Origin of the sequence: Pandoraea pneumonica (assembly GCF_049918595.1) — a bacterium.
GTDB lineage: Bacteria > Pseudomonadota > Gammaproteobacteria > Burkholderiales > Burkholderiaceae > Pandoraea > Pandoraea pneumonica_A.
On record NZ_JBNCRZ010000002.1, the window covers coordinates 462,666 to 488,298 of the forward strand.

Consider the following 25,633-nt stretch of genomic DNA (forward strand, 5'->3'; position numbering starts at 1 on the left):
GATGGGGCCCCGTGACAATCAGCGTCTATTATAAAATCCCCGCTTTACCCTTACCTGCGTTTTATCGTGAGCGACCGACTTTTTGCTGTCATCCCCTGCGCCGGGGCGGGTGTGCGCGCCGGGGCCGACGTGCCCAAGCAATACCGGAGCGTGGGCGGACGCGCCATGCTTCACTATGCGCTCGCCGCGTTCGACGCCTGTTCCGAGTTCGCGCAGACCGTGCTGGTACTGGCGCCGGACGACAATCACTTCGATGGCCGCCGTTTTGGTCCCCTGCGTTTTGCCGTGCGCCGCTGCGGCGGAGCGTCGCGTCACGCGTCGGTGCTGGGCGGCCTTCAAGCGCTGACCGAGTTCGGCGCGCAGGATAGCGACTGGGTGCTGGTGCACGACGCCGCGCGCCCGGGCATCACCCCGGCATTGATCCGCACGCTCGTCGAAGCGCTGCGCAACGACCCGGTGGGCGGCATTCTGGCGCTGCCGGTGGCCGATACGCTCAAGCGTGAGGCCGGTCCGGCCACTGCGGGAACCTTGTCGAGCGTAGGCACGACCGAGTCGCGCGATGGCCTGTGGCAAGCGCAAACGCCGCAAATGTTCCGTCTGGGCATGCTGCGTCAGGCGCTCGAAGACGCGCTCGCGGCGGGGGCCGAAGTGACCGACGAAGCCAGCGCCATCGAGCGCATGGGCCATGCGCCGAAGCTCGTGCGCGGCAGCCTGCGCAACTTCAAGGTCACGTATCCCGAAGATTTCGCGCTGGCCGAGGCCTTTCTCGGCGCAGCCCGCCCGGCGTGAGCCGGATTCTCTGCATTTGACGATCCCTTCATGACTGAACAAGCTGTTTCTTCTCCCTCGCTCGCTGCATTGCCCAAGATCCGTATCGGTCAGGGCTACGACGTGCATGCGCTCGTCCCCGGTCGCCCGCTGGTCATGGGCGGTGTGACCATTCCGTTCGATCGCGGCCTGCTTGGCCATTCCGACGCTGACGTGCTGCTGCACGCGATCACCGATGCCGTGCTCGGCGCGGCGGCGCTGGGCGACATCGGCCGTCATTTTCCTGACACCGACCCGACGTTCAAGGGCGCGAACAGCGTCGTGCTGCTGCAAGAAGCGATGCGCCGTGTGCGGGCGCAAGGTTACGAGATCGTGAACATCGATTGCACGGTGATTGCCCAGGCGCCGAAGCTGGCCCCGCACATCGCAGCGATGACGCAGTCGATTGCCGATGCGCTCGGTATCACGGCAGGGCAGGTCAACGTGAAGGCGAAGACGAACGAGAAGCTCGGCTATCTCGGCCGTCAGGAAGGTATCGAGGCACAGGCTGCGGCGTTGCTCGTCGGCGTGTGAGTGTAGGGGGACTGGGGTGGCGGATGTCGCCCAGATGTCGGTGCCACCAATGGAAACGGCGCTGCGGGGATCATCCCGGCAGCGCCGTTTTTGTTTGCTTGCGACTTAGTTTGCGTAAGTCGCATTACTGCTTTGCCACTTCAACCGCTTCTACCGCTTCAACCACTTAGGCCGTTTCAGCCGCAATGACTTGCGCCGCGGCGTTGATGACAGCGGCGATACGGCCGACGTCACGCAGTTGCGCCGTGCTCATGCCTTGTTCGCTGGCGAGCAGGTGGTAGTGCGACTTCACGCAGAAGTGGCACTTGCCGACGATGGACGCGGCGAGCGCGTACATCTCGAAGCGACGCTGATCCACGCCGCCACGGGTGGCGTAGGCGTTCATGCGCAGTTGGGCCTTCTCGTTCTTGAGGTCGGCGTTATCTGCCATCTCAAGATACGGATACCAGGTGTTGTTCATGCCCATGAGCGCGGCTGCGGTCAACGCGCCTTCCAGCTCTTCCGGGGGCAGCACGCCCGACTCGCGGATCGCCTTGATGAGCGGCTGGCTCTTCGCGGCAAACGCGGCGGCCAGGGCGACGCCCACAGCGTCGGTGCCTTCGAGCGACGAACGAGCGATCGTGCCGTCGAGGTTCAGGCGGATGTCCTTGGCGTAGTCGGGAATCTGCGCCTTAATCGCGTTCAGGAATTCCATAAATTTCTCCTATTGCGTTGGGCTGAAAAAGCCCGCTTGCGCGGGCTTCGAGACGATGCTTACAGCGTTGCACCGCCGACGGCGCGGTTGCACGGGCAGAGTTCGTCCGTTTGCAGACCGTCCAGAATACGCAGCACTTCTTCCGGGTTACGGCCGACGTTCAGGTTGTTCACCGAAACGTGTTGGATGACGTTGTGCGGGTCAACGATGAACGTTGCACGCAGGGCCACGCCAGCTTCCTTGTCACGCACGCCGAGTTGGTCGATCAGAGCACCGGTCGTGTCGCCGAACGAGTAGTGGTTCAGCTTGTTCAGGTCCTTGTGCTCACGGCGCCATGCCAGCTTCACGAATTCGTTGTCGCCCGAACCGCCGAGCAGAACAGCGTCGCGATCGGCGAAGTCGTTCGCCAGCTTGCCGAATTCGACGATTTCCGTCGGGCACACGAAGGTGAAATCCTTCGGGTAGAAGTAAATGATCTTCCACTTGCCCGGGAACGAGGCTTCGGTGATGGTTTCGAAAGCCGACACGCCGTTTTCTTCGTGGTTGTTGAAACCAGGCTTGGCCGCTTCTACCGAGAACGCTTCGAGTTTGTCGCCGACAGTTTTCATCGATTTACTCCTTAATTGATGCGGTTAACGTTGGATGTCTTCAAATACATCGCAACCTGCAACTACCCGGGTTCACGCGATCCCGGGCAACTAATGGATTATACGCTATCGAATAATCGACAGCAATAGTTAATATTTATGCTGGGGATAGTTAAATCAAATCCCGTCGATAGGATTTTGTGGGTTGCCCGGCAGCGGAGCGTGGGCAGAGGCCAATTTCCGCACGATACGCCTTAATTAGCAAGGGGAAATGACACGATGATTTCAAGCCCGGAGCCGGGGCGCACATTGCGCAGCGACGCCTGTCCCTTGTAGCGAGTCGCAATGCGCTGCACGATCGCCATGCCAAGCCCCGTGCCGTCGGCCTTGGTACGGGCCGTGTCCACGCGATAGAACGGACGGAATACCAGCGCGAGTTGTTCTTCGGGAATGCCCGGGCCGGTATCGCGCACGCGCAGTTCGACACGCTCGCCGAGCACGCGCGTCGCGATGTGGACGTTGGCGATATCGGTTTCGGCATCGCGCCCGTACTTGCGGGCGTTCTCGATCAGGTTGTTGAGCAGACGCTTCAGGTCGGTGCGCTCGGCGAGCACGAACGTTTCATCGGACAGCTCGACGCTGATGTTCAGGTCTTCGCGGCCTTCGAAGGCGTGGACAGTTTCGCGCACAGTCTCCGAGAGGTCGATCGTTTGCAGCACAGTGCGCGAAGCCGGACGCGCGTAATCGAGGAAGCGGCCGATGATCTCGTCCATCTGCTCGATGTCGCTGATCATGTCGCGCTTGACCGACTCTTCCGACGGGCTCATTTCCGTCTCCAACCGCAAGCGGGCGAGCGGCGTGCGTAGATCGTGCGAGATACCCGCGAGCATCAGCGCGCGATCGGCTTCTAGCCGCTCCAGCTCCTGCACCATCTGATTGAAACTTCGATTAGCTTCGGCCGCTTCGCCCATGCCGCGCTCGGGCAAGGGGTCGGGCCGGTGGCCGCCGCCGATGGCACGCGCGGCATGCGCCAGCCGCGCGAACGGCCGGTTCACCAGTGCGGTGATGAAGGCTGCGCCGATCAGCGACAGCGCTAACGCGAACGTCCCCCAACTGAATAGCTGCAAGCCGGTCGCTGTGTCGATGCGGTCTTGTTCGATGGCGACCCAGTAGTCGTCTTCATCGATCTTGAAGCTGATCCACATCGCGGGAATTTCGTTGACCGAGGAGGCGATCACCGTATCGGTGCCGAGACGGCGCTGCACGTCGCGTGTGATGAGGTCGGTCACGACGCCACCGGCTTGCTTCTCGATCTTGTCGGCGGGCTCGCGCGGGTACACGCGAATGCCTTCGTTGCTCTCGAGATCCTGCAACAGCGCGCGGCGCAAGTCGGGTTCGGAATAGAGCAGGGCGGTGCGCGTGAGTTTGACGATCGACACGAGTTGCTGCGCCACGCGTTGGGCGCGCGGTTCGCGCTCGATCACACGAAAGCTCTGATACCAGGCGGCCAGACTCACGCCGATCAGCAGGGCAATCAGGAAGAAAGTACGCCAGAACAGACCGCCGAACAGCCCGCGTACCATCCGAATCGGATGCATGGGGTTGCTCCGTCTAAAGCGTAATGCGTGAGTGCGAGGTCGTCCGGCGGGCCAGCGTGTGTGTCACGCGGCACCTCGTCAGAGGCGTTGCCGGATAAGACACGACGCCGGTGCGCGAAGAGGTCGCGACCGGCGTCGTTTTGAAGCGTGAGACGTGAAGCCGAGCGATCACGCGCCGCCGTCCGGGATGAAGACGTAGCCCAAGCCCCAGACCGTCTGAATGAAACGCGGGCTGCCCGGGTCCGGCTCGATCAATTTGCGCAGACGCGAAATCTGCACGTCGAGGCTGCGATCGAACACTTCGTATTCGCGGCCACGGGCCAATTCCATGAGCTTCTCGCGCGAGAGCGGTTGGCGCGGATGGCGGGCGAAGACCTTGAGTACGGAGAACTCACCGGTGGTCAGTGCAATTTCCTGACCGTTCTTGGTGAGCGTGCGTGTGGCGAGGTTCAGGGCGAAGTCGCCGAACTCGAACGTCTCCATCGTTTCGCTAGGCGCACCGGGAAGTTCGGGCGGGGCCTGACGGCGCAGCACGGCGTGAATACGGGCGACAAGCTCGCGCGGGTTGAAGGGTTTGGGCAGATAATCGTCCGCACCCATTTCGAGGCCGACGATTCGGTCGACATCCTCGCCCTTGGCCGTTAACATGATGATCGGCGTGCGGTCATTGGCGCCACGCAAACGGCGGCAAATCGACAGACCGTCTTCACCGGGGAGCATCAGGTCCAGCACGAGCAGATCGAAGCGCTCGCGCACCCAAAGCTTGTTCATGGCCGTCGCATTTTCCGCCACGAAGACATTGAAACCCTGTTCCCCGAGGTAACGACGGAGCAGGTCGCGCAAGCGCGGATCGTCGTCGACAACCAGAATTTTGGAAGCGTTTTTATTTTCCATGCCACGTATCTTAGCTCGAAATGTCGCGAACTGAGGAGGCCGCCAAAGCGGGTTACAAAGGGTTACACAATTTACCCTACGGCTTGTGCAATGACCATAGGCAGTGGGTACACTTGCACCCCTGCCAGGGCGAAAACCTGCCGCGTGGCATGAAGGACATACGCAAAAGATGAGATGGGCTGCTGAGTTGACGCTACTGTTCGGGGGGATCATGCTCTGGGGACACCTGAGCGTGACGTACGCCCGTCCCGTGCCGCATTTCAGTGCGCAAACCCATGCTGCACCCAAAGTCGAGCGTGCCACCACGCCACAACGCAACGCGCCAAAGAATTCGCCTGCGAACGATCCGAATGCCGAGCGTCGAGCCGACGATCTGCCGAGTCCGCCCGCAGGCCGCCGTCCCAACGGCCATATGACCCCGGAAGACCGGCGCTTGCTTCGCGAGCATATTAAGGATGCAGTGCGCGAGTTGTATAGCCACTGACCGACGCGAAACCCAGCCCCGTTCGCCAACGTTGCCCCCTGTGATGCGAGCGTCTCATGAAGCCGAACCGAATCCAGCCAGCCTCGATCGACGCTGGCTTTTTTTGCGCCCGCCGTTCCTCGGTAATGACAGCCGTGATGATGGCGGCGCTGGCTTTGGTCGCTGTGCCTGCACAGGCGGCGAGCGGTAAGCATGCCACTACGGCGTCCGGCAGCGCTCACCGTTCAGCGCGCGCGCCTGCGGCTGCTGACCAGTCGCAGCGCACGCTCACCGAAAACGATGCTCGCTATCTGCTCACCCGCACCGGTTACGCGCCCGACGCCCGGGAGCTTGCGCCCTTCGTCGGTCTGACGCGTGCGGAGGCCGTCGACCGGCTGCTTGCCGAGACGCGACGTACCGCCGTCACGCCGCCCCTGCCATGGGTCAACGACACGCCCCTTTATGGCGAGCCGGTCAAGAACCTGACCGTCGAACAGCGACGCGCACTCGATCAGCGCCGCAACCAAATGGCGAATCAACTTGCCGGTTGGTGGGCGCAGGAGATGGCGACCACGCCGTCGCCGCTGACCGAGCGCATGACGATGTTCTGGCACAACCACTTTGTCTCGAGCGACGACAAGGTGCGCGAGCCGGGCGTGCTCTATCGCCAGAACGTGCTGCTACGCGCCAATGCTCTCGGCAACTTCGGCACCCTGCTGCATGCGGTATCGAAAGATCCGGCGATGCTGATCTATCTCGATGGGGCGGGCAGTCGTAAGGGGCGTCCGAACGAGAACTTTGCGCGTGAAGTGATGGAGTTGTTCACGCTGGGCGAGGGCCATTACAGCGAACAGGACGTGCGAGAAGCTGCACGGGCCTATACCGGATGGAGCATCGACCGGCCGACGATGACTTACCTCTGGCGGCCGAATTTCCACGATCCCGATAGCAAGACCGTCCTCGGCCAGACGGGCAATTTCGACGGTGATCAGATGCTCGACGTGTTGCTCGCGCGTCCTGAGACGGCGACGTTTGTCACGACCAAGCTCTGGCGCGAATTCGTCTCGCCGACACCCGATGCCGCCCAAGTCACCCGTGTGGCCGACGCCTTCCGTTCCAGTGGTTATGACATCCGTGTGGCGCTCAAGGCGCTGCTGTTGACGCCTGCCTTCTGGGACGCACGAACGCGCGGCACGCTGGTCAAATCGCCATCGGAGTTCGTGACCGACACCGTGCGCGCGTTCGACATCGGCTACGACGATCCGGTGATGCTCGCGCAGCAGATGCGCGTGCTTGGGCAGGACCTGTTCCGTCCGCCGAACGTGAAGGGCTGGCCGGGCGGCGATGCGTGGATCGACAGCACGACGCTGCTCGCGCGCAAACAGTTCGTCGAGCGCATGTTCCGTGCGACGGAAAACGCCAACGCGGGTGGCCCGGCGATGGCGCCGCAGATGTTGTCGGCGCGCCCGGGTGTGCAGCTCACCGCGTTGCGGCCTGCGCAGCCGATGCCGCGTACGGTGGCGGGGGTGCGTTTCGATTTGGCGCGTTGGTTGCAGCCGTATTCGTTGGGGCCAGTGGATGTTCCCGACTCCGGCGCACGGGACGCGTTGCAGCGCGCCGTATTGCCGTTCGCACCGGCGGCACCGCAAACGGCGAGCGATAACAGCGCGGCATATTTGCAGGCGTTGTTAATGGACCCGGCTTATCAATTGAAGTGAATTGCAGTGAAGTGAGGTGTGACATGCATCGACGCGATTTTCTGACCTTCGCTGGCGGCCTCGGGGCTGCATGGCTTACCCCGGCACCGTTGCTGGCGGCAACGCAATCCCTCGCTGGCACGCTGCCCGGGGGACTCGCCAGCGCGAGCAACTACGGCAATTTGCTGATTCTGATCGAACTCAAGGGCGGCAATGACGGCTTGAACACCGTGATCCCGTATGCCGACCCGATGTATGCAAGTCTGCGTCCGACCATCGGTATCAAGCGCGAGCAGGTGGTGCAGCTCGACGACCGGAGTGGTTTGCATCCGTCGCTGCGTGCGCTCATGCCGATGTGGCAGGCGAAGGAGTTGGCGATCGTGCAGGGCGTGGGGTATCCGCAGCCGAATCTGTCGCACTTCCGTTCCATCGAGATTTGGAACACGGCCTCGCGCTCGGATGAATATTTGCGAGATGGTTGGCTGTCGCGCGCGTTTGCCGAGCATGCGGTGCCGACGGGCTTCGATGCTGATGGTGTGATCGTCGGTAGCGCTGAACTTGGGCCGTTGGCGGGTGGTGCGCGGGCGGTCACGTTGACTAACCCGGCGCAATTCTTGCGCGACGCGAGTCTCGCGTCGGCCAATGCGGCGCAGGTGAGCAACCCGGCGCTGGCGCACGTCCTGCGTGTAGAGAACGATATCGTGAAGGCGGCCGACGGTTTGCGACCGCGTCAGGGGCAATACGTGCTGAAGACGCCGATGCCGCAGGGCGCGTTCGGCAACGTGGTGAAGACGGCATTGCAGGTGGTCGCGGCGGCGGATTCCCCGACGGGCACGCCTCAGCCGGGGCGCGGCGTGGCGGTGCTGCGCCTGACGCTCAATGGTTTCGACACGCACCAGAATCAACCGGGGCAGCAGGCGAATCTGTTGCGTCAGTTGGCCGACGGGATGATGGCGCTGCGCGCAGGGTTGACCGAACTGAATCGTTGGCAGTCGACGATGATCGTGACGTATGCCGAGTTTGGACGGCGTCCGCGCGAGAACCAGAGCAGCGGCACAGACCACGGCACGGTGGCGCCGCACTTCGTGGCGGGTGGCCGGGTGAAAGGGGGGATGTATGGCGACGTGCCGCGTCTGGACCGGCTCGACGGGAACGGCAATCTGCCATTCGCCGTCGACTTCCGCGATGTCTATGCGACGGTTTTGCAGCGCTGGTGGGGATTGAACCCGCAGCCGGTGTTGGGTGGTCCGTTCCGGCCGCTGGATATTCTGCGGGCGTAGTCCGGCGGGATTATCGCGCCCGCCACGCGCGCCAGAATTTTCGCAGCGGCGTGAGATCGATCCGCTGATGCAGTACTTGGTAGTCGCTCGCTGCCACTTCGTCGAGCAGCGCGAGTTGCAAGGCGGCGAGGGCAAGTAGAGGCTTCTGCTTGCGGCGGTCTTTCTTGGGAATCGCCGCCATCGCTTCACGGATCGCCTTACGCGCCCGTGCATCCTGAAACTTCATCAATGCGACGAATTCAGGCGAATAGCGGCCGTTCTGGATATCAGAAGCCGTCACGCCGAAGCGTTGCAATTCATCGATAGGGAAGTAGACGTAGCCCGCTCGCGCATCGACGCCTGCGTCGGTCACGCGTCGTGCGAGCGTGATTGCGTGCCCGAGTGCTCGTGCGCGGGCGGGCGTTTGCGCGTCTTCAAACCCGTACACGTGCGCCGCAAGTTCCGCGGGCGCGCCACCGGCGGCATCGCAGTAGTGATCGAGCCCTGCAAAATCCAGATATCGCATTTGCGATAGATCCATCTCCGCGCCGTGCAGCACCGCGTCAAACGCTGTGCGCGACAGTCCGGTGTCTTTGACCACGGGTGCGAGCGCGCGGGTGACCGGGTGCAACGGTTTGCCTGCGAAAAGATTCGTGATTTCCTGACGCCACCAGTCGAGCTTCACATGCGCGACGCCCGGATCGTGCACGGCGCTGTGAATATCGGCGATTTCCTGACTGAACGCGTGCACGGCGTAAGCGGCATCGCGTTTGGACGGCGGCAGTTGCAGCAGGGCGTAGTAGAGCGCCGATCCCGGCGGACCCGATTTCTGGCGGCAATACTCGTTGGCCTGTGCGGGGCCGGCGGGGGTGCCGACGGTGTCGTCGGCGGTATCAACGGGTTGCATGTGCTTCGGGGTATCGGTCGGGTCATTGACCCGAACGTCGGCGCGCGCTCGCGCAGCCGGGGCCATGCCATGAATTGGGGCGAATTCTAGCATTGCACCGCGTGAGGCATGGCGTCACGTTGTACTTTCCTGATGCAGTGGCGCTTCAATTGCCGAGCGGTTCGCTCGCATCGATGTCGACGCGATTGGGGTAGAACGCGACGTAGTTGGCGATGCTTTTGACGGCATCGAACGGCGTCTCGTAAGTCCAGATCGCGTTTTCACCTGCTTCGCCTAAGGCGGCGATCGAGTAGTACGAGGCGTCGCCTTTGTAGGGGCAGTAAGTCTGATGCTCGGTGCGGACTAGGCGTGACATGTCGACGTCGTCGCGCGGGATGTATTGCACTGGCGGATATGACGCTTCGCGCAACGTGAGGGCATGGCGGGTGTCGGCGATGACGTGTCCGTTGGCGCGAACGACGACGCGTGTGGTTGAGGGGGTGACGGTGATCGGATGATCGGGGGAGGGAATGAGTTGCTTGCGCGCGGAGGGAGGGGTGTTTGATGGCGAGGTCATTCGAGGCTCCAGATGACGTACGGTCGACTCAGTATCGCTATCGTTTTCTCGCGCATCAATCGACATGTGGGAAGGCAATTGCCGCCGATTTTCACTTCGTGTAGAATGCTCGCCTGCTTTGACGCATGCAGCAGGGGCGGCACCAGTCGCCCCTTTTCATGTCCGACAGGACGCATGCAGTCGACCCGATGCCGGGATGTCGACACCTTACCCAGGTGCCCGACACCCACGGGCTGCGAGGATGGCGAAATTGGTAGACGCACCAGGTTTAGGTCCTGACGCCCGAAAGGGTGTAGGGGTTCGAGTCCCCTTCCTCGCACCAACTCCCCGTTTTGGCATCGGTTTTGTAGGTCTCACTTCTTCCCTGATGGAACGCGTCTTACAACGGCGCAGCGGTGATGTGCCGCTCGAATACCGGTCGTGCAGCCAGCGCCTGATACCAGCGAGAAACGTTGGCGCTGACTGCGTCGCCTCTGATCGATGCCCAACGGTGCACGGCTGCACCTAACGAGTAATCTGCGACCCCCGGACTTTTGCCGCCGATGAAGATGCGATCGGCCAGTTCCCGATCAATGATGTCCCACAGTTGAGCCGCCCGTTCAAGTCGAGAGGTAAGCAGCGCAGGCTCCAGGGTCTTCCCCCGCTTGAAATGCCCCCAGAGGGATGTCATTAGACCGCCAAGCTCTGTACCGTACCAATCAACCCAACGCTCCTCGAGCGCTTGTTGCAAGGGATCGTCGCGATACGCAAGTTGGGCACCATACTGCTTGCAAAGATAGCGAACGATGACGTTCGACTCCCAAAGCGCGACTCCTTTGTCGACAAGCACGGGGACGAGTTTGTTCGGGTTTAGCTTGGCAAAGTCGTCCGTATCCAGTCCACCGTCGACTCCGCCGGCCGGAATTATGCGATATGCGACTTGCAAATCAGCAAGGCACCAAAGTACCTTTTGCACATTTGCGGAATTCAGGCGCCCCCAAACCGTTACGGTCGTGTCGATCATGCTTTTTTCCTAGCGTTGCTCTTCCGTTGTTAGTTCCTTGATGCTCGCAAGGACATGCTCCCGCATCAATTCACCGGCTTCTCGGTGTTTCCCAGCAACCATCGCCGCAATGATTTCTCGGTGTGCTTCCTGTTTGATCCGCAAGCGAGCCACATAGGCATTCGCCAATTGAGGGTCGCGCTTAACGCGGTTCAACAATGCGGACCGGTAGAACAAGACCATCTTGTTCAGCGTCTCCGACAGGAAGTTGAGGTGGCTGTTTCCCGACAGTTCGAGAATTTGCCTGTGAAAACTGCTGTTCAGGGCGAAGGCTTCGTCAAGCTGTCCCGCTTCAATCGCCTCGTCGGCGGCATAGACAGCATTTGCGATCTGGGCGACATCACCGGCCTTCATGCGTTGCGACGCAAGTTCAGTCGCCATTGCCTCCAAGGCGGCTCGGCAGGTGTAGAGCTCAGCGAGGTCAGTGTTACTGACCGCCTTGACCTGATATCCGCCGGAAGCCAAGGGTAACAAGACGCCCTCTTGTTGCAGCTTGCGCATCGCTTCGCGCACAGGCGTGCGACTGACGTTCAGCTTGGTTGACCACTCGCTGTCCTTTAGCCGTTGTCCCGGTTTGATGTCGCCCTTGATGATCATGCCCCACAACGCGCCGTGGACTTGGTCAAACAGGGGTACGCCTTTCGTCGGGGCGTCCTTCACTTCCATATCCATCTCAGACTTTCTCGTTGTTGAAGACAGGATGATAGCGCTCGGCTGGACTCAGTGCGGTGTCTCGCTCGTTAGGGCATTGAAAACGGCACCAGTACCTGGCCTTGCATGATGCGTCGGGCTGTACGTTGTATTTCCGTCGACAGAGGGCGCCCGTCTGGATGGAGCCGAACGCCAATCGACAGTTCTCCAGATTGGTGGTGAATCGTCACCACGGAGGTGTCATTGATGCCCGTGAACTCTGCGGCAACCGTGCCAGGTGATAGGCAAGCGGTTGCGAGGGCCATTGACGACGTCACCGGAGCGGCGCGGTGTGGGAGGTCGCAGCTTACGAACCGGGCCGTAATGCCAGCTCGTCCCAGAGGCGCGGGCGAAACGACGACGATATCCGGGACGTTCACCAGGACGTCACGCGCTTCCCGTGCATCGCTGCAGAATCCCATGCGCAATGACGCCGCAACGCGTAGTTCTCGCATCAGATCGACGTAATCCCGGTTGGCGACAAGTGCGGTATACGAATCGTCACCGTTAATCCCGACGGAACTCGCCGCCACAATGGCGCAAGGGACGGCGACATCGAGCAGCGTTACCTCAAGTTTTTTGCCAGCGACATCAAGTGTGTCGACGATGTTCCCGGTCGGGAGAAAGCCACGCCCCATGGAACTCGATGGATCTTCGAAAGACAGGGTGATCGGCATGGCCTTTCCTGCAACGCCATCGATCTCGATAAACTCAGATTCGTCCGCAGCAGGATTGAATCTGGATTCGATGATCTTTCCGCTGTTCTCATTGAAGATGCGAACTCGTGCACCACCAGTCTCTGGGTGCACCCAACCTTCATCCACAGCAAAAGGACCGATGGCCGACGAGATATTTCCGCAGTTGGCATCAACCAACATCTCACCAGTTGATGGCTCGACTTGAACGAAATAGTAGTCGACATCGACGCCAGGCCTTGATGATCGTCGGACGACGGCAACCTTTGATAGGGACGTTATCCCACCACCAAGTCCGTCAAGCTGCTTACTTCCCAGGTCGGGACTACCGAGAACCGACTGGAAAATCGACTTCCACTTAGTCTGGTCACTCGGCAAGTCATCCCAACGGAAAATTACCGCCCGACTGGTTCCACCACGTACATACGACGCAGAAATAGGCGTTATCGTGTGTCTCACAACCTGTTTCCTTTCTTAAGGTTTTGCTTCTTGCGCTTTGACCAATCAGAAGACAAGCCTCATTCCAAAGTGCGTGGGCTGGAATCCGGTGCTTTCTCGGAGGCCGTTCTGATTTCGGTGTAGGCAAATCCAGCTAGCGCAATGTCCTGAAGGCCGATGCCGACGGATTTGTAGATCACGATGTCATCATCGGAGGAGCGCTTGGTCTTGCCGAGCACGACCTGCGCGAGATCGACGACCTTCTCGTCTGGCAAGCTGCCTGGGCGCGCAAGCACCAGATCTCCGGCTTCCTTCAACGCTTGTAGGCGCCAATCGACTACCACGAGCGATGCACGTTGCAATGCATCGTCGTCAAGCTCTCGGGTGTGGGGGAGGCTTGAACCGATTGCTGCGACGAAACATCCCGCTTTCAGGGAAGCTCCGCAGAATAACGGCGTAGGCGATCGTGATGCGGTGACCACAATGTCAGCGGAGCGCACCGCATCGTTCGGCTCGCGCAGCGACACCGGCACGCCGCAAGCGCGCTCCAGCGTCTTCACGATATCGCCACCCGCGTACGGATCGACGAGTGAGATTTCGTCGATCGGAAATGCGCGGCAAAACTGTATCGCGTGTTCAATACCCTGCTGCCCTGCGCCAAAAAGGGCGAGCTTCTGAGCATCTCGCCTGGCAAGAAACTTGGCGGCAACAATCGACGTGGCGGCGGTGCGAAGTCTCGTGATTGCACCGGCATCGAATGTCGCGAGCGGGCGACCATCAGTTGCCGAAAAGAGCAATATGACGAAATTGAACTGCCCCGCGATCGTCGTGTACACCTTGGCCCCGACCACCCCTTGCTGCGGCAGTACGGCGCCTAGCGTGGACAACTTGACCCCCTGCGCCTGCGTTCTGACTCGCTCCTGAACCGCACTCTGATCGACGCCGAAGCTGGCGAATGCTTCCTGCATCACTCGCTGCGCATCCGCCGCTGTCACAGTCAAATTGACCTGATCGTCGGTAACGTGGATCACCCAAACCTCCAAAAATTGAATCCTGTATCCAAGAATATCCGATGTGAATCGCTGTTGCAACACCCCGTATCGGAGAACGCCTGGACATCAGTTTTGAATTTAGATTGTTGTTTTTAATGAAAAATAATGAAAATCTAAGGCTTTCGAGGACAACTCATTCCTCATGACTACGGACATACCCTTGCTTGACAAGGCATTTCTGTCTCACAAAAATAGAATCCTGTATCCAGAATCCTTGTGATTCGGGGTGACGACATTACCTTGGAGACGAATCTTGAAGAAGCCACGACTTTCTACGTTCATCATCTTGGGATTGCTCCTCGGCATCGGCGTCGGGTACATCCTCAACATCACACTTCCAGACGGGACTTGGCACGTCGAGGTCGCTGGTTACTTCCACCTTCTTGCCGACATTTTTTTGCGGATGATCAAAATGATCATCGCGCCACTTGTCTTCGCCGGGATTGTTTCCGGAATGCTGGGTAGTGAGAGCCCGAAAGAAGTGGGGCGACTGGGCGCCAAGGCAATGGCATGGTTCTTGACCGCGTCGATCTGCTCATTGCTGATTGGCCTGGTGCTCGCCAACATGTACGGCATTGGCGCCGGGATGCCGCTTCCGCACGGCACGCTGAAGACCGATATCAGTGCTGGCGCACTCGACTTCAAAGCGTTTGTGACGCACATGGTGCCGCAAAGCGCAATTGCCGCCATGGCTCAAAACGACATCATTGCGATCGTCGTCTTCTCAGTGTTCTTCGGGTTCGCGTTGTCTGCGATTCGCAAAGTTGAGCCGAGCGCTGGAGTCGTCGCGCAGGCCATTGAGGGCATCTTGAAAATCATGCTCAAGTTGACCCATTTCGTGATGTGGTTCGCGCCGGTAGGTGTGTTCGGTGCGACTGCGTCCGCCATCGTCGAACACGGCCTTGGCGTTATCCTCGTGTACGGCAAATTTATCGCTGCCTGTTACAGCGGGTTCGCGATCTTGATGTTCGCGCTGATCGCCGTTGGATATCTGTTCCTGAAGCGCGGCGTGTTCCGACTGCTCTCCGCGATGAGAACGCCCATGATCATCGGCTTCTCGACGTCGAGCAGTGAAGCTGCGTTCCCCAAAATGCTTGAGCAGCTCGCCAAGGTGGGCGTTCCCTATCGCATCTCATCACTCATCCTCCCGCTCGGATATTCCTTCAATGCGGACGGGGTCATGATGTATCAAGCATTCGCTACCGTCTTTTTGTTGCAGGCCTACGGCATCCACGTGTCCTTGCTTCAACAAATTGGAATGATGTTCATCATGTTGGTGGCCAGCAAAGGCGCCGCCGGCGTTCCGCGTGCGTCGCTGGTTGTTGTTGCCTCGACGCTCCCTATGTTCGGTGTTCCCATTGAGGGTTTGGCAATCCTCCTCGCAGCAGACACGTTCATCGATATGGCCCGTACCGTCGTGAACCTCACGGGGAACGGCATTGCCACGGCGGTCGTTGCGAAGTGGGAGGCTAAGCACGACTCGGTGGATGCACCTGCGGCAAGCAAAGACGCGACTATTGGGGCGGGCGAGTCGGCAGGCCGTTCGTTTTCAACGTAAGCGACGAGGTGCGGCTTGGCCACGTTCCGACAGCGTCAAGCAGAGCAACCTTCGATAGCTGCTCTCGGTAGGGCTCCTCATGCGAGTGATGCCACTGTAGGCACCTCAACATTTCCCCTCATCTTTTCCCGTGCGCTGCTCGGCTTGGTAAAACCGAACGGGCCAAAGCAGCGATCGGATCTTCATCGCACTGTAGAGAGTTTTATATGTTTGACATCACTCGTTTCGACACCACTGAAAAGCTGAGTAAAGCCGTTGCTTCCGGGCACTTTATCTTCGTGTCAGGACAGGTGCCCAACAACGCAGATGCCACGCCGTACGAGCAAACGTTGGAGGCCCTTAACAAAGTTGAAAAATATTTGGTCAAGGCTGGAGGTACGCGCGACGAAATGCTATTTGCAATGATCTTTGTGAAAGATCTTGCGAATCTGCCTGAAGTCAACCGTGCATGGGCCGACTGGTTGCCGTCAGGGGCAGCCCCCGCTCGAGCGTGCGTTCAGGCCACGCCGGCATCGTCGCAATTCGAATTGCAGGTTTTCGCAGTCGGTCAGCGAAGCCTCGCGGCGCAATAGTGGTGCTGGGATAACTGTGTCGCTAGCTCATGGTCAAAGCTACGGCCACATGGACTTGTACAGTTCCGTCAATGTGGCCGAGTCGATTTTCCGAAACTCTGCTCGCTTCGGTTAGGACAACTGCGACGGCGTCACGCTACTCGGCAGCAAATAGCTCAAATCTTCGTCGAGGCGATGGCACAGGTTGTAGACCTCGCTCGACAGGTCGCTCATCTGATCGAAATACGCTTCGTTGAATTGCTCGGGAATCGGTGTGTGGCGCTGATTTGCGCCAACCATTGAGAGTGCGACGAGTCGTTCGGAGAGTTCGTTGAGACGATCTAACGTGTCGCGAGAAGGGATGGGGAGATGTTGCTGCGTCGCCATACGGTTGTCCTCGTGCTTACCAGTTGAATCCCGCACCCGCCGCGCGAAGCGGGGGTGGGCGGGCATTGGATTGGGTTAGCAGACCGCGACGAGTATGGTTCAGCGGCACGCCCGAAGGCGTCCCAATCCAAGCCCACCCATGGCATTTACGCACGAAGGGTGTTGCACACAAAGACCGCAAAACACTGCGGTCGTGTGCCCATCAACTCATCATCGGGCTGCTAAACCCGGTCACGTTTGGGACGTGACGATGTGAAGCTTATTGGCGTGGCACGTGCGAAACAATCGGACGATTCCTGGATATTATGGTCAGTCGCGAGAATCGGAAGTCGCCCATCGATGCATGGGGAAAGTTCCTAGCACCTTGTTGGCGACATTCGAATATCACCGATCATATCCCCGCGCTTTCCACTCGCGCAGCCACGTCTCTAGATCAATCACTGTCATCCCTAGTTTGCTGTTAAGCGTTTGATCTTTTGGCCACGCAACGCCATCTTTGCGCGCGAAGGCGAGGCGGTATTTGCGCATCACGTCTTCGGGTTGCTCGGCAACATCAGTCCGCAGTTGCGGCACGCTCAAGCGTTCGCGAGTGAATGACCGACTCAACACAACCTCCAACGTATCGGCCAGTTCGTTGTACGTGAACGTGTCGCCAGCCACGTGAACAACCTTGTCCTCGAAGTCGCGCCGGTTCGCTGCGACGAAGGCGGTCAAGCGGCCAATGTCTTCCGGGGTGGTGACGGTTAATTCGTAATCCCATTCGCCAAGCGCGCGCACGACACCGCGTTCTAGGTCCACGAGACCAAACGCAGGCAGAACCACAAAGCTTGTGAACATCCCTGTCGAGACAATCGTCCAACGAACACTCTCCTGAGCGCGCAACATATCGCGCACGTCGAGTTGTTCATCCCAGACATCCTGACCGCTACCCCGGCCAACGACGTCGTAATCCACACCAAACTGCCACGGGATGTAATGCGCGACGCCCGCCGCCAAAACGGCAGCAGTGATCTTCCGTTGAGTACCAAGGCCACCGACAAATCCAGTGCAGCAGATAATCTGGTCGAATCCGGAGAAGATGGCGGCCAAGTCTTCTTCGCTGTCGACAGCGAGATCCGCTTCGACAATGGAAACCCGAAGCGCCCCCAGCATGGCAACGATGTCGGCTCTGTGGGACGATGTTGCGCCAGCGGCCGGGCGCAGTAGCACGGAGACAGTGCCCACCTGTCCCGCGTCGCGAAGTTCGGCAAGTTCTCGCAGCACGCACGCGCCGAGTTCTCCTGCGCCTAGCACGAGGATGGAATCGGACGGCGAATTTTGAATGGTCATTTGCAACTCCTAGTGAGTGGCAAATCATAGGAGCGTTATGAGCCCGCGAGAAGAAGGCACACCAGTGATACTGCCGTCGTCGCCGTCGTTCGAAGAGATCGTGCGACAGTCGCAAGAGGCTTGCGACGCCCTGTCCGCGGACGACGACGGGCTCAAGCGCGAAATTCTCGCGCATGCGGGAAATCGTTGGTCGCTAGGTGTGGTGCATGCCTTGGGTGTCGGCGGCCCGTTGCGGCATGCAGAACTCGCGCGCCAACTGGAGGGCGTGACGCAACGCATGCTCACGCGAACGTTGCGTCAGTTGGAGCGCGACGGTTTGATCGCCAGAAAGGACTATGGCGAAGTCCCGCCGCGCGTCGATTATCGTTTGACCGAATTAGGACGCGGTCTGTTGGTCGGCATGATGCCCCTTTGGCGTTGGGTCATCGACAATGCCGCTGACTTTCGTGACGCACGGCAGCGCTACGACGATACATCGGCCTAACTGGCTCGCTCGCGACAACCTACAGCGCCTTTCGATACACAACAAACCCCGACTTCGTCGCCACTTGATCGTAAAGTCGCATCGCGGTTTCGTTCGTCTCATGGGTTTGCCAATAAACCCGCTCAGAACCCGCTTTCTTCGCTTCGGCATACACCGCTTCAATCAACGCACGTCCCACGCCCTTGCCGCGCGCTGCCTGAACGGTGAAGAGGTCCTGCAAATAGCAGATGGGGCCAGCCATCGTCGTGTGACGGTGATACAAGAAATGCACTAGCCCGAGGATTTGGCCATCCAACTCCGCGACCATGGCGTGCATCGGTTCATAGCCGTCAAAGAAACGCTTCCACGTGATCTCTGTAATTTCCTTGGGAAGCGCCGTCGCGCCAACACGCCCGTAAAACTCGTTATATCCATTCCAAAGCGGCAACCATGCTTCGAAATCCGATGGCACCACATCGCGCACTACCAATGACTCGCTCATAAATCGTGCTCTCAGTTGAACAATTGACCAGTTGAACCGAGTGTAAAAGCGGAGCGCCTCATCGCCGAGAGCCAACGCGCCAGCGATTCATAGCGCCATGAATACGCCGATAAGTCCGACTCATCCCCCACGTCGGCAGCGGATTTCCACCGGCGAGCGCGATTTTCGTCTCCCTTGACTTGTCGCGTCCCCAATTGCAGAGTGAGTGACGCTGCACCTACCCAAACCCACGCTATGCAGACTCACGAACCGCCTTTTCGATTCCGGCAGGGCACCCGGCCGCTTCTGATCTCGATACCGCATGCGGGAACGTATGTGCCTCCAGCGCTCGCGGCGCGCTTCACTGATGCAGCGCAGCAAGTCCCCGACACCGACTGGCATCTCGAACGTCTCTACGACTTTGCCGATGAACTTGGCGCGTCCGTGCTGGTGGCCACGCATTCTCGATACGTCATCGATCTAAATCGCCCGCCTGACAACGCGAGTCTGTATCCCGGCCAAAGCGTAACCAGCCTTTGCCCGACCGACATCTTCGACAACACGCCGATTTACGCGAAACCCGGCGACGAGCCAGACGAAGCAGAAATCGACGACCGGCGCAAAACGATTTGGGAACCGTATCACCAGCAACTTACCGCCGAATTGGCCCGCATTCGTGCGGTGCATGGCGTCGCCGGTCTCTGGGATGCGCATTCCATCTGCTCCGTCGTGCCGCGTTTCTTCGAAGGAAAACTCACCGATCTGAATCTCGGCACCGGCAAGGGCACGAGTTGCGCCGCAGCATTAGGAGATCGCCTGCTAGCCGACGCCAAGTCAGCCTCCGGCTATACCAGCGTGCTCAACGGACGTTTTACCGGCGGCTATATCACGCGCCACTACGGCCAACCCGCCAACAACGTGCACGCCGTACAACTCGAAATGACGTGGTCGTGTTACATGGCGGAACACCCGCCATACGAATATATGCCGGAAACCGCGAAGGGAATTTCCCCACATCTGCGCCGCATGTTGGAAACCATGCTGAATTTTCTAGAAGGGCGTTGAAATTGCCAGGCCAGAGGTGATATAGACATGCATTATCATGTGAGCACAATTCATGCGGGCTCCATTCATGTCTTCCCCGAAATCCAACGCCAGCGCCGTGCCGACCCCATTCTCTAGCGCTAAGCCATCTGCGCTTTATCAACAAGTCCGCGATTACATCGAAGGCAAGATCGCCTCGAAAGAGTGGGTGCCGGGTGACCGCGTTCCGTCTGAACAGGAACTGGTCGAGCAATTCGGCATTTCGCGGATGACGGTGAATCGCGCGCTGCGCGAATTGGCGAAAGAAGGGCGCGTCGAGCGTGTCGCAGGTGTTGGCACCTTCGTTGCTGAACCCCGCCCGCAATCCACACTGCTTCATATCGCGAATATCGCCGAAGAAATCCGCCGTCGCGGGCATCGTTATCAATGCCATGTGATCTCGGTGGAAAGTGTGCCCGCGACGCCGGAAATCGCGGGCGCGATGGGGCTGCCGACCGGTCAGCTCGTGGCGCATTCCGTCTGCGTTCACTTAGAAAACGAAGTGCCAGTGCAATTGGAAGATCGCTACGTCAATCAATTCATGGCGCCGGACTTTGTCAATCAAACGTTCACGGAGGAGACCCCGGCGGCGTTTCTACTCAGAGCGGTCCCGGTCGACGAGATCGAGCACATCGTCGACGCAACGCTGCCGACCAAGAAGCAAGCCTCGCTGCTGCAAATGGACCCGACGCAGCCGTGTCTGGTGCTGTTCCGCAGAACGTGGACCCGAGGCTCAGTCGTCACGATGGTGCGTTGCTATCACCCCGCCAATCGCTACGTGTTGGGTAGTCGGTTTCCTGCGGATAACATCACGCGGTAATCGTGCGGCAGTGCGCTGCACTTGCTCTAGACAGGCCAACGCAATTGCGGCGGGCGGTCATGGTGACTTTTTCATTAGCCCTGAAAAGACAACACGACGTTCAGCAAGTTGTGCGCAACAATCGGAAGCACGATAGACCCTGTACTGATGGTCAGCATCGCGAGTAGGGCGCCGACTGTGCCGGTCAACAGCACAGCGAATAAGTTGAAGTGCATCTCGAAGCGATGGTCGATGCTGAGTCCGTGCGCGAAGCCAAATAGGGCGCTGCTGATCGTTACTGCCCGAATGGCCGCGGAAATGTAATCCGCGCGGTTCTTTGGATCATTACGGAACGCCGCCAGCAAGCAACCCATGATGCCCGCGCGGAAGCATGCCTCTTCATCAATGCCGGGCAGCGTGGCTTGAAAGAGCAGTTGCTCCCATCCGGGGATGACGACTGTCGGCGAATCGGCGCGTAGCCAAAGTGCAATCGGAATGACTGCCAGCAATACGCCGGAAAGCGCGGCAGTTCGCGGGTGTTCAATCCGTTGCGTGATCGTCAGGTATTCACGCCCGGGTGCGGCGGAACGCCAATTCAATAAGACGATGTACACCACACCTGCACTGATGATTTTTCCTGTCCAGGCATAGTGTCCGAGTTGAAATACGGGAACCATCACTGGTAAGTAAAGCGACAACGAGCTAAGAATGAACAGTGCGACGGCCACACCGATATATCGCCATTGCATAACCGGCATTTTGAATTGCGAGAGGACAACGAGCGGTGCGGTTGCGGCGAGAGGCAACAGGCTCGCGAGGGCGAAGTGCTGGGGTGTCATGGTGCCTGCGGACGGGGACGGCGGTTTTTGTTCACGCAATTCTCGCAACGCCATATGAAATGCCTGTGCCAGTGGGGCCTATAAGAGGCGCTACCGCCCACGTTGACACCCGCCGATGTGCTCCCACCCCTGACAAATCCCCCTCGACCTGCTAATATACGTTTCGTAGCTATTTCGTATACAAGAGGTCCGCAACATGGGTATCGTCAAGATATCGGAGCAGATGCACGAGGCATTGCGCAACACGAGTGGCGCCCTCAGTCGCTCGATCAATGCGCAAGCCGAGCATTGGCTGCGCGTCGGCATGCTCGCCGAGCTCAATCCCACCCTGAGTTATGGCGAGATTTGCCGCCATCTCATCGAATCCGACGGCGCCTCCGCGGCATCCGTGGCTACTGCCACACTGCCAGCGACCGCCGTTTCTCCAACAACCGGTGCACCTGTCACCGCATTCAACAAGGTGGCGTAATGGTGCGCGAACACGTTGTTATCCGCTCGAAAGAAGAAGTCGCCCTCTCGCGTCACGCAGGCCAGTTGGCCGCCCAAGTGCTCGCCATGATCGGCGAACACGTCAAACCCGGTGTGACGACCGATGAGCTCGACCGCATTTGCCACGACTTCATCGTTAATGAACTGAAGGCCGTGCCCGCCAACATTGGCTATCACGGCTATCCGAAGACGGTGTGCACGTCGGTCAATCACGTGGTCTGCCACGGCATTCCCGGCGATAAGCGACTGCATGACGGCGATATCGTCAATATCGACGTGGCGTTGATCAAAGACGGCTGGTTCGGCGACACGAGCCGTATGTATTACGCGGGCAAGCCGGGCATTCTCGCCAAGCGTCTGGTCGACACCACCTACGAAGCCATGCTCGCCGGCATTCGTGCCGTGCGTCCAGGCGCTACGCTTGGCGACGTGGGCTATGCCATTCAAACGGTGGCGCATCGCGAAGGCTTCAGCATCGTGCGCGACTACTGCGGCCACGGCATCGGCACCACGTATCACGACGATCCGCAGGTGCTCCACTACGGCCGCCCCGGCACGGGGCTTACGCTCAAGCCCGGCATGATCTTCACGATCGAGCCGATGGTGAACGCCGGTAAGTCCGACACCAAGCAATTGGGCGACGGCTGGACCGTGGTCACGCGCGACCGCTCGCTCTCCGCCCAATGGGAACACATGGTGGCCGTGACTGAAACCGGCTTCGAAGTGCTCACGCAATGGCCCGACGGGCTGGGCGAATACGAGCGCTTCGGCCCGCTCAGCAGCAGCCCAGCGACAGCAAACGCTGCCTGAGTCACGCACTGAGTACCCCTCAAAACGCCCCCATTCGGATGATGCGAATGGGGGCGTTCGCATGCTAGGATTTCTCGTCACGCAATATACGGCGGCGTGCTAACGCCGCCCGCGTGCGTACCGCGGACATCCCAGACACATCATGAAAGTGATAGCAGACGAAGGGAATCTCGTGGAAACGGCAGCTTTGGCGCGCCGTTTCGCTCACGACGAGTTTGCCCGGATCATTGGCGTGGAAGTGCTCGCCGACGGCGACGTCGCCAACTTCCTGCTCGACCGCCTGGCGAGCATGCGCTTTACTCCCTATCAAAAGCCAAACGGCGCGCTCATCGTGCAGCGCGTGCACGCGTGCGTCTATGCCATGCCGATGGCTGTGCAGCAGGGCGATGCGGAAGTGATCGAAGTGCGGCTGGCCGTCGTGCCGCAAGTGCAGCACGGACTGGCCACGCAACTGGTGATTTCGAAGGACTGACGCCCGCGCTCAAAGATCGTCCGGGGCGTCTTCGAGGGTGAGCAGTTTGTCGGCGTAACGCAGATATATCCAGCCATGCACACCCGCGCCCACCGCAATCCACACGACCGCGAGGACGGTCTGAATGATGAGCGTGCCAAGCACCAGCGTCGTGGCACTCGGCATGAGTTGCATGATCCCGCCGAAGACAATCGTCAGGATCACGCCAGCGACGAGTAGCGGCAGCATCGTCACGAATGCCGTGCCGAACATCACCCAGAAGTGTCCGCGTGAGTCGTCCCAAGCGGCTCCCCAGCGTTTGCTTCTCTCGACAGCGATCTGCGGGAAGATGAGCGATACGCGCACAAACACGAACAGCATTGCGCAAAGCAGCAACGTGAGAACGGTGGAGATCACGGCGTAGCTCGCGCCCTGCGCCACGCCTCGCATCGCTAATGCGGCGACCACGAGAACGATGGCCCACACGACACCTACGCCAACGCCGAACTGGATCGTCGTCCAAATGTAGCGCCCCAGATCGCGATACCAACGGGCTTGCCGCGCGGCGTCGACACCGAGCACCGTTTGCCGGTAGACATGAAGCGCAAGCACCGTGTAGGCAAGCACATTCACGATACCCACGACGAGCGCCATGCCGACGAGCCCCATACGACTCGAAGGCGCGTCGCCGTTTTGCGCCATCGTCAGGGCGAGTTGTTTGATCGAGACGCTGACGGCGTTCGAGACCAGTCCGATGACGGCCACCGTCAGACTCAACAGCGGACGACTGCGCAGAGCATTCCATCCGTCGCGCCATGCTCCCGTGAAACACTGCTTGAACGTGATCGGTTCCATGATTCCCCTGAGCGTATGTCGCTTCGTGATCCGAAGCTGTGCGGCAATGACGCGTCCCGGAGCGGCTGAGGAGCGCGGGTGGTTGACCCGTCGCGGCATGCCCGGCGATGGCAGGGCGCGCTTGTTCATCGAATACGTTATTGCGCGCGCAGCAGCATGTCACGACGCCGCCATTCTCACAGATCGGTGAATGACTGACAAATGGCGGGCGGCGCTAGGGCAGGGCGTTTGGAGGGAAGCGTCGACACGAACGGTCGACGTGTTTCGGTCTGCGAAAAACAGCATGCCGCCCGGATGGCATCCGGACGGCATGTGAATCAGATCAGGACGACATCACCTTACGCAGCACTTCCGCGTGCGTAATCACGCCGATGAGCCGAGCGGCTTCGTCCAGCACCGGCACCGTGCCGTGGCGTTGGGTCGCCAGCAGCGGGACGATTTCCGAGAGCGGCATACCGACCGTGGCCGACTTCATGTCCGTCTGCATCATTTCGCGAATGGACGGACGTGGCCCGGCACTCAGGCCCGCACCGAAGCGCGGCCAACGCTGTCCACGCGCGCGACGCGAATGCAGATCGTGACGGGAAACCAGTCCGATGACCCGGGCGTCGGCATCGACGACCGGCAACGCATCGAGACCATGCCGTTGCAACAAGCGCCAAGCGGTCGGTGCTACATCATGCGCATTGACGTGTGCGACCGGCGGGGTCATCACATCGCCCACGGTCAGCTCGCGGGCACGTCGGGCATAGGCTTCCCGTTGGGTGTCGCGCAGCAGATCGGCCAGATCGTCGGCTGAAATGGAGAGCAGTTCGCTATGTCGCGCAAGCGCCTTTTCGGCATCGGCCGTGGTGACTTGAACGCCAGCCGCATCGGCCGCGCGGGCCGGTGCCGCTTGAGCGCGTGCCACGTGCGGGTACCGATGACCCGTGATCGCGTGATAAGCAATCGCCGCCGCGAGCAGCGCAACAGACTGCACGGCGATCGGCTCCAGCAAGAACCCGTAGCCGAGCGAGTGCACGGCCGGACCGCCGAGCACTGCCGTGAGTGCGACAGCACCTGAAGGCGGATGCACGCAGCGCAGCGTAAACATCAGCGCAATCGAGATACCGACCGCCGCCGCAGCCGCCACCACCGGCGACGGAATAAACATGGCGCACGTCACACCGACGAACGCCGAGATGAGATTGCCGCCGAGGATCGACCACGGTTGCGCGAGGGGACTGGCAGGAACGCCGAACAACAAGACTGCGGAGGCCCCCATCGGGGCGACCAGCCAAGGGATATAAGTTGCGGGGCCGAGCATCCAGAGCATCAAGCCACCAGTGAAGGCGATGCCGCACAGGGCACCCACCCCGGCGCGTAACCGCTCGCGCCATTGCACCGCCACTACAGCGGGCAGAAAACCGGTCAACCATTGCCTTACATCACGTTGCGTCATTGCCATGTCGTCCCCTCCGCCGACCGCACCGAGATGGGGCAATCGATTGATATTTTGTGCATGATATATCGTATATCGATGGATTGGGAGAGCATGAACGCGTGATTTTAGTGCTGCAACGCAGCGAAATCCCGGCATTGCCCCACGCGTTGGCAATGCGATGCACCAAAAGGTGGAAAACGAG

29 protein-coding genes and 1 tRNA gene are annotated in these 25,633 nt (G+C 59.9%); 14 read left to right on the top strand and 16 right to left on the bottom strand.

What is annotated here, in order from left to right:
- The first annotated feature begins 66 nt into the window (after positions 1–66).
- Positions 67–789, top strand: a complete 723-nt coding sequence (gene ispD, locus ACPWR9_RS08650; RefSeq protein ID WP_426297331.1) for a 2-C-methyl-D-erythritol 4-phosphate cytidylyltransferase — start codon at positions 67–69, stop codon at positions 787–789.
- 30 nt (positions 790–819) lie between these two features.
- Positions 820–1,341 (top strand): 2-C-methyl-D-erythritol 2,4-cyclodiphosphate synthase, encoded by a 522-nt coding sequence (ispF, locus tag ACPWR9_RS08655; protein WP_426297330.1) that lies wholly within the window; start codon positions 820–822, stop codon positions 1,339–1,341.
- Positions 1,342–1,507: 166 nt separating this feature from the next.
- On the opposite strand, the gene ACPWR9_RS08660 is transcribed toward ispF, so the two are convergent.
- The 4 genes from ACPWR9_RS08660 to ompR form a co-directional block, all read right to left on the bottom strand.
- A complete protein-coding gene (locus ACPWR9_RS08660; RefSeq protein WP_426297329.1) occupies positions 1,508–2,035 on the bottom strand; it encodes a carboxymuconolactone decarboxylase family protein in 528 nt (175 codons plus the stop codon).
- Between the two features lie 59 nt (positions 2,036–2,094).
- Entirely contained in the window at positions 2,095–2,643 is a 549-nt protein-coding gene (locus ACPWR9_RS08665) for a peroxiredoxin (RefSeq protein WP_150677619.1), read from the bottom strand.
- A gap of 233 nt (positions 2,644–2,876) precedes the next feature.
- Complete coding sequence (locus tag ACPWR9_RS08670; RefSeq protein ID WP_426297328.1) at positions 2,877–4,220, bottom strand: ATP-binding protein; 1,344 nt, start codon at positions 4,218–4,220, stop codon at positions 2,877–2,879.
- Positions 4,221–4,388: 168 nt separating this feature from the next.
- A complete protein-coding gene (gene ompR / locus ACPWR9_RS08675; protein ID WP_058378278.1) occupies positions 4,389–5,114 on the bottom strand; it encodes a two-component system response regulator OmpR in 726 nt (241 codons plus the stop codon).
- Between the two features lie 169 nt (positions 5,115–5,283).
- On the opposite strand from ompR, the gene ACPWR9_RS08680 reads away from it, so the two are divergent.
- The 3 genes from ACPWR9_RS08680 (at position 5,284) to ACPWR9_RS08690 (ending at position 8,554) form a co-directional block, all read left to right on the top strand.
- Positions 5,284–5,598, top strand: coding sequence for a hypothetical protein (locus tag ACPWR9_RS08680; protein ID WP_426297327.1), 315 nt, complete (start codon positions 5,284–5,286; stop codon positions 5,596–5,598).
- Between the two features lie 137 nt (positions 5,599–5,735).
- Positions 5,736–7,295 carry a DUF1800 domain-containing protein gene (locus tag ACPWR9_RS08685; RefSeq protein ID WP_426298001.1) on the top strand — a complete coding sequence of 520 codons (1,560 nt, stop codon included), beginning with the start codon at positions 5,736–5,738 and terminating at the stop codon, positions 7,293–7,295.
- 23 nt (positions 7,296–7,318) lie between these two features.
- On the top strand, positions 7,319–8,554 hold the full coding sequence (locus tag ACPWR9_RS08690) for a DUF1501 domain-containing protein (RefSeq protein ID WP_426297326.1): 1,236 nt from the start codon (positions 7,319–7,321) through the stop codon (positions 8,552–8,554).
- Between the two features lie 10 nt (positions 8,555–8,564).
- On the opposite strand, the gene hpnD is transcribed toward ACPWR9_RS08690, so the two are convergent.
- Together hpnD and ACPWR9_RS08700 are read right to left on the bottom strand one after the other, a co-directional pair.
- Positions 8,565–9,440: a presqualene diphosphate synthase HpnD gene (hpnD, locus tag ACPWR9_RS08695; RefSeq protein WP_426297325.1), complete on the bottom strand. Its 876-nt coding sequence runs from the start codon at positions 9,438–9,440 to the stop codon at positions 8,565–8,567.
- A 145-nt stretch (positions 9,441–9,585) separates the two neighbouring features.
- Positions 9,586–9,996, bottom strand: coding sequence for a DUF427 domain-containing protein (locus ACPWR9_RS08700; RefSeq protein ID WP_426297324.1), 411 nt, complete (start codon positions 9,994–9,996; stop codon positions 9,586–9,588).
- Positions 9,997–10,231: 235 nt separating this feature from the next.
- Between ACPWR9_RS08700 and ACPWR9_RS08705 the strand changes: the two genes are divergently transcribed.
- Positions 10,232–10,318 (top strand) — tRNA-Leu (locus tag ACPWR9_RS08705).
- Positions 10,319–10,375: 57 nt separating this feature from the next.
- On the opposite strand, the gene ACPWR9_RS08710 is transcribed toward ACPWR9_RS08705, so the two are convergent.
- From ACPWR9_RS08710 to ACPWR9_RS08725, 4 genes are all read right to left on the bottom strand, one after another.
- Positions 10,376–10,999, bottom strand: a complete 624-nt coding sequence (locus ACPWR9_RS08710; protein WP_426297323.1) for a glutathione S-transferase family protein — start codon at positions 10,997–10,999, stop codon at positions 10,376–10,378.
- Between the two features lie 9 nt (positions 11,000–11,008).
- The gene (locus ACPWR9_RS08715; protein WP_426297322.1) at positions 11,009–11,710 is read right to left on the bottom strand and encodes a GntR family transcriptional regulator; all 702 of its coding nucleotides are present in this window, start codon (positions 11,708–11,710) and stop codon (positions 11,009–11,011) included.
- 68 nt (positions 11,711–11,778) lie between these two features.
- Positions 11,779–12,882 (bottom strand): PrpF domain-containing protein, encoded by a 1,104-nt coding sequence (locus ACPWR9_RS08720; RefSeq protein ID WP_426297321.1) that lies wholly within the window; start codon positions 12,880–12,882, stop codon positions 11,779–11,781.
- Between the two features lie 59 nt (positions 12,883–12,941).
- Positions 12,942–13,892 (bottom strand): ornithine cyclodeaminase family protein, encoded by a 951-nt coding sequence (locus ACPWR9_RS08725; RefSeq protein ID WP_426297320.1) that lies wholly within the window; start codon positions 13,890–13,892, stop codon positions 12,942–12,944.
- Between the two features lie 274 nt (positions 13,893–14,166).
- Here ACPWR9_RS08725 and ACPWR9_RS08730 point away from each other — a divergent pair, with 274 nt between their 5' ends.
- Both ACPWR9_RS08730 and ACPWR9_RS08735 read left to right on the top strand, forming a co-directional pair.
- The gene (locus ACPWR9_RS08730) at positions 14,167–15,471 is read left to right on the top strand and encodes a dicarboxylate/amino acid:cation symporter (RefSeq protein WP_426297319.1); all 1,305 of its coding nucleotides are present in this window, start codon (positions 14,167–14,169) and stop codon (positions 15,469–15,471) included.
- A gap of 206 nt (positions 15,472–15,677) precedes the next feature.
- Complete coding sequence (locus ACPWR9_RS08735; protein ID WP_426297318.1) at positions 15,678–16,043, top strand: Rid family hydrolase; 366 nt, start codon at positions 15,678–15,680, stop codon at positions 16,041–16,043.
- 111 nt (positions 16,044–16,154) lie between these two features.
- Here the strand turns inward: ACPWR9_RS08735 and ACPWR9_RS08740 are convergent, their stop codons facing one another.
- Both ACPWR9_RS08740 and ACPWR9_RS08745 read right to left on the bottom strand, forming a co-directional pair.
- Positions 16,155–16,409 carry a hypothetical protein gene (locus ACPWR9_RS08740; protein ID WP_426297317.1) on the bottom strand — a complete coding sequence of 85 codons (255 nt, stop codon included), beginning with the start codon at positions 16,407–16,409 and terminating at the stop codon, positions 16,155–16,157.
- Between the two features lie 384 nt (positions 16,410–16,793).
- A complete protein-coding gene (locus ACPWR9_RS08745; RefSeq protein WP_426297316.1) occupies positions 16,794–17,738 on the bottom strand; it encodes an aromatic alcohol reductase in 945 nt (314 codons plus the stop codon).
- A 37-nt stretch (positions 17,739–17,775) separates the two neighbouring features.
- On the opposite strand from ACPWR9_RS08745, the gene ACPWR9_RS08750 reads away from it, so the two are divergent.
- Positions 17,776–18,222, top strand: coding sequence for a winged helix-turn-helix transcriptional regulator (locus tag ACPWR9_RS08750; RefSeq protein WP_426297315.1), 447 nt, complete (start codon positions 17,776–17,778; stop codon positions 18,220–18,222).
- A 19-nt stretch (positions 18,223–18,241) separates the two neighbouring features.
- Here the strand turns inward: ACPWR9_RS08750 and ACPWR9_RS08755 are convergent, their stop codons facing one another.
- Positions 18,242–18,703, bottom strand: a complete 462-nt coding sequence (locus ACPWR9_RS08755) for a GNAT family N-acetyltransferase (RefSeq protein WP_426297999.1) — start codon at positions 18,701–18,703, stop codon at positions 18,242–18,244.
- Positions 18,704–18,937: 234 nt separating this feature from the next.
- Here ACPWR9_RS08755 and hutG point away from each other — a divergent pair, with 234 nt between their 5' ends.
- Both hutG and hutC read left to right on the top strand, forming a co-directional pair.
- Positions 18,938–19,747, top strand: a complete 810-nt coding sequence (gene hutG, locus ACPWR9_RS08760; RefSeq protein WP_426297314.1) for an N-formylglutamate deformylase — start codon at positions 18,938–18,940, stop codon at positions 19,745–19,747.
- Positions 19,748–19,814: 67 nt separating this feature from the next.
- Complete coding sequence (gene hutC / locus ACPWR9_RS08765; RefSeq protein WP_426297313.1) at positions 19,815–20,585, top strand: histidine utilization repressor; 771 nt, start codon at positions 19,815–19,817, stop codon at positions 20,583–20,585.
- 74 nt (positions 20,586–20,659) lie between these two features.
- Here hutC and ACPWR9_RS08770 read toward each other — a convergent pair whose 3' ends face one another.
- Positions 20,660–21,457, bottom strand: a complete 798-nt coding sequence (locus ACPWR9_RS08770; RefSeq protein WP_426297312.1) for a CPBP family intramembrane glutamic endopeptidase — start codon at positions 21,455–21,457, stop codon at positions 20,660–20,662.
- 142 nt (positions 21,458–21,599) lie between these two features.
- Here ACPWR9_RS08770 and ACPWR9_RS08775 point away from each other — a divergent pair, with 142 nt between their 5' ends.
- From ACPWR9_RS08775 to ACPWR9_RS08785, 3 genes are all read left to right on the top strand, one after another.
- Complete coding sequence (locus ACPWR9_RS08775; protein WP_426297311.1) at positions 21,600–21,872, top strand: ParD-like family protein; 273 nt, start codon at positions 21,600–21,602, stop codon at positions 21,870–21,872.
- On the top strand, positions 21,872–22,702 hold the full coding sequence (gene map, locus ACPWR9_RS08780; RefSeq protein ID WP_426297310.1) for a type I methionyl aminopeptidase: 831 nt from the start codon (positions 21,872–21,874) through the stop codon (positions 22,700–22,702). Before ACPWR9_RS08775 ends, map begins: the two co-directional genes overlap by 1 nt.
- A 142-nt stretch (positions 22,703–22,844) precedes the next feature.
- Positions 22,845–23,174 (top strand): hypothetical protein, encoded by a 330-nt coding sequence (locus tag ACPWR9_RS08785; RefSeq protein ID WP_426297309.1) that lies wholly within the window; start codon positions 22,845–22,847, stop codon positions 23,172–23,174.
- A gap of 9 nt (positions 23,175–23,183) precedes the next feature.
- Here ACPWR9_RS08785 and ACPWR9_RS08790 read toward each other — a convergent pair whose 3' ends face one another.
- Entirely contained in the window at positions 23,184–24,008 is an 825-nt protein-coding gene (locus ACPWR9_RS08790) for a hypothetical protein (protein WP_426297308.1), read from the bottom strand.
- A gap of 322 nt (positions 24,009–24,330) precedes the next feature.
- Positions 24,331–25,449, bottom strand: coding sequence for an HPP family protein (locus ACPWR9_RS08795; protein ID WP_426297307.1), 1,119 nt, complete (start codon positions 25,447–25,449; stop codon positions 24,331–24,333).
- Positions 25,450–25,633 lie beyond the last annotated feature (184 nt).

Excerpts from the sequence above, each read along its gene's own strand:
- ispF (WP_426297330.1), top strand. The coding sequence starts at position 820 with ATGACTGAACAAGCTGTTTCTTCTCCCTCGCTCGCTGCATTGCCCAAG.
- ACPWR9_RS08660 (WP_426297329.1), bottom strand. The coding sequence starts at position 2,035 with ATGGAATTCCTGAACGCGATTAAGGCGCAGATTCCCGACTACGCCAAG.
- ACPWR9_RS08665 (WP_150677619.1), bottom strand. The coding sequence starts at position 2,643 with ATGAAAACTGTCGGCGACAAACTCGAAGCGTTCTCGGTAGAAGCGGCC.
- ACPWR9_RS08670 (WP_426297328.1), bottom strand. The coding sequence starts at position 4,220 with ATGCATCCGATTCGGATGGTACGCGGGCTGTTCGGCGGTCTGTTCTGG.
- ompR (WP_058378278.1), bottom strand. The coding sequence starts at position 5,114 with ATGGAAAATAAAAACGCTTCCAAAATTCTGGTTGTCGACGACGATCCG.
- ACPWR9_RS08680 (WP_426297327.1), top strand. The coding sequence starts at position 5,284 with ATGAGATGGGCTGCTGAGTTGACGCTACTGTTCGGGGGGATCATGCTC.
- ACPWR9_RS08685 (WP_426298001.1), top strand. The coding sequence starts at position 5,736 with ATGATGGCGGCGCTGGCTTTGGTCGCTGTGCCTGCACAGGCGGCGAGC.
- ACPWR9_RS08690 (WP_426297326.1), top strand. The coding sequence starts at position 7,319 with ATGCATCGACGCGATTTTCTGACCTTCGCTGGCGGCCTCGGGGCTGCA.
- hpnD (WP_426297325.1), bottom strand. The coding sequence starts at position 9,440 with ATGCAACCCGTTGATACCGCCGACGACACCGTCGGCACCCCCGCCGGC.
- ACPWR9_RS08700 (WP_426297324.1), bottom strand. The coding sequence starts at position 9,996 with ATGACCTCGCCATCAAACACCCCTCCCTCCGCGCGCAAGCAACTCATT.
- ACPWR9_RS08710 (WP_426297323.1), bottom strand. The coding sequence starts at position 10,999 with ATGATCGACACGACCGTAACGGTTTGGGGGCGCCTGAATTCCGCAAAT.
- ACPWR9_RS08715 (WP_426297322.1), bottom strand. The coding sequence starts at position 11,710 with ATGGATATGGAAGTGAAGGACGCCCCGACGAAAGGCGTACCCCTGTTT.
- ACPWR9_RS08735 (WP_426297318.1), top strand. The coding sequence starts at position 15,678 with ATGTTTGACATCACTCGTTTCGACACCACTGAAAAGCTGAGTAAAGCC.
- ACPWR9_RS08740 (WP_426297317.1), bottom strand. The coding sequence starts at position 16,409 with ATGGCGACGCAGCAACATCTCCCCATCCCTTCTCGCGACACGTTAGAT.
- ACPWR9_RS08745 (WP_426297316.1), bottom strand. The coding sequence starts at position 17,738 with ATGACCATTCAAAATTCGCCGTCCGATTCCATCCTCGTGCTAGGCGCA.
- ACPWR9_RS08750 (WP_426297315.1), top strand. The coding sequence starts at position 17,776 with ATGAGCCCGCGAGAAGAAGGCACACCAGTGATACTGCCGTCGTCGCCG.
- ACPWR9_RS08755 (WP_426297999.1), bottom strand. The coding sequence starts at position 18,703 with ATGAGCGAGTCATTGGTAGTGCGCGATGTGGTGCCATCGGATTTCGAA.
- hutG (WP_426297314.1), top strand. The coding sequence starts at position 18,938 with ATGCAGACTCACGAACCGCCTTTTCGATTCCGGCAGGGCACCCGGCCG.
- hutC (WP_426297313.1), top strand. The coding sequence starts at position 19,815 with ATGTCTTCCCCGAAATCCAACGCCAGCGCCGTGCCGACCCCATTCTCT.
- ACPWR9_RS08770 (WP_426297312.1), bottom strand. The coding sequence starts at position 21,457 with ATGGCGTTGCGAGAATTGCGTGAACAAAAACCGCCGTCCCCGTCCGCA.
- ACPWR9_RS08775 (WP_426297311.1), top strand. The coding sequence starts at position 21,600 with ATGGGTATCGTCAAGATATCGGAGCAGATGCACGAGGCATTGCGCAAC.
- map (WP_426297310.1), top strand. The coding sequence starts at position 21,872 with ATGGTGCGCGAACACGTTGTTATCCGCTCGAAAGAAGAAGTCGCCCTC.
- ACPWR9_RS08785 (WP_426297309.1), top strand. The coding sequence starts at position 22,845 with ATGAAAGTGATAGCAGACGAAGGGAATCTCGTGGAAACGGCAGCTTTG.
- ACPWR9_RS08790 (WP_426297308.1), bottom strand. The coding sequence starts at position 24,008 with ATGGAACCGATCACGTTCAAGCAGTGTTTCACGGGAGCATGGCGCGAC.
- ACPWR9_RS08795 (WP_426297307.1), bottom strand. The coding sequence starts at position 25,449 with ATGACGCAACGTGATGTAAGGCAATGGTTGACCGGTTTTCTGCCCGCT.